Annotated in this window: 2 protein-coding genes; both read left to right on the top strand. The window is 61.1% G+C overall.

Annotated features, from left to right (window positions below; translation table 11 throughout):
• The coding region (locus tag AC1DUU_RS31855; protein WP_476787288.1) for an amidohydrolase family protein at positions 1–736 on the top strand (736 nt) is incomplete at its 5' end.
• 54 nt (positions 737–790) lie between these two features.
• On the top strand, positions 791–1,467 hold a 677-nt coding region (locus AC1DUU_RS31850; RefSeq protein WP_476787287.1), incomplete at its 3' end, for a BMP family protein.

Here is a 1,467-nt window from a genome sequence, read left to right as displayed (position 1 = left end):
ATTGGCCGATGCCGTTGGAGGCACGCCGGCGGTGGCGGAAGATCCCCCGCGTTAMCTGGACCTTCTGTTTGCGGCTGCGGTGCGCCACGGCAAGCCGGTCGACTTGCATCTGGACGAACACCTCAATGCCGAGCGGCCGCTGTTTGACGCGGTGTTTGAACGGGTTCGCAAATACGGCATGCAGGGCAGGACCGTGCTTGGCCATGCATCGGTGTTGAGTGCGCTGCCGCGCAGCGAGTTCGAACGCATCCGCGACCAGATGCTCGAACTGCAGATCGGTGTCGTGACCTTGCCCGCTGCCAACCTCTATCTCCAGGGTCGCAGTCACGACCTGCTGCCGCCACGCGGTTTGACGCGGGTCGCAGAGTTGATGCGCGCGGGCGTTCCGATAGCCACCGCTTCCGACAACATCCAGGATCCATTCGTGCCGACTGGGTCGGGCGACATGCTCGAGATCGCGCGCTGGACACTTCTGGCCGGCCATCTGCGTGGTGACGAACTTGCGACAGTTTACGAGATGATCACCAGCATCCCGGCCAAACTGATGGCCTTGGGGAGTGACTACGGCGTCCGCGAGGGCGCTTGGGCCGATCTCGTCATCAGCGACTGCGACGATGCCAGTGCGCTGGTGGCGTCAGGGCCGGACCGGATGCAGGTATTAGCCAAAGGGAAGCCGGTTCTGGGAGGAGCCGAGCTGCCATGTGCGGAGGTCTGCGCGATGGTGGAGAAAAGCTGACCGACGAGCAAAATCGTCGGGAAGGCATGATGACAAAAACAAGGGAGGAGCATCATGATGATCACGAGAAGGATTTATCTGGCGGGAATGACGGCTGTGGCTGCGGCCTTGGTCTTTGGACCAGCGGCCGCTCAGGACAAGCCGTTCAAGATGGGACTTCTGGTCCCGGGCAGCGTGTCTGAAGAGGGCTGGAACCGCATCGGCTACAACGCGCTCAAGGGCGTTGAAAAGGAACTTGGAGCACAGGTCAGCTATGTCGAGCTGGCACAGAACCCGGCATCCTTCGAAAAGGCGTTCCGCGACTTTGCCAGCCAGGGCTACAACGTCATCCTCGGCCACGGTTTCGAACTGCAGGATGCGGCACTTGCCGTAGCACCTGAATACCCAGACACCGTCTTTCTGGTCTCCTCGAGCTATGTCGCCGAGGGCAACGTTATTGGCCTGAACACCGATACCAGCCAGCCTTTCTATCTGATGGGTGTGATCGCAGCGAAAACCGGCAAGAAGGCCGGGCTCGTCGGGGGCATGGAAATTCCACCGATCAAGGAAGCCTTCGAAGGCTTCACGAACGGCGCCAGGAGTGTTTCTCCGGATTTCCCGATCAGCGAGGTCTACATCGGCAATTTCACCGACACGACCGCGACCAAGGAAGCCAGCCTCAGCATGATCGCCCAGGGTGCTGACTTTGTGGTGCCGAACGCCTCCGGCGCGACGGTAGGCGGTTACCAGGC

This window comes from Aminobacter sp. P4_H6_2 (assembly GCF_056400805.1).
The sequence above is the reverse complement of the archived record's forward strand: the minus strand, read 5'-3'. Positions and strand labels throughout refer to the sequence as shown.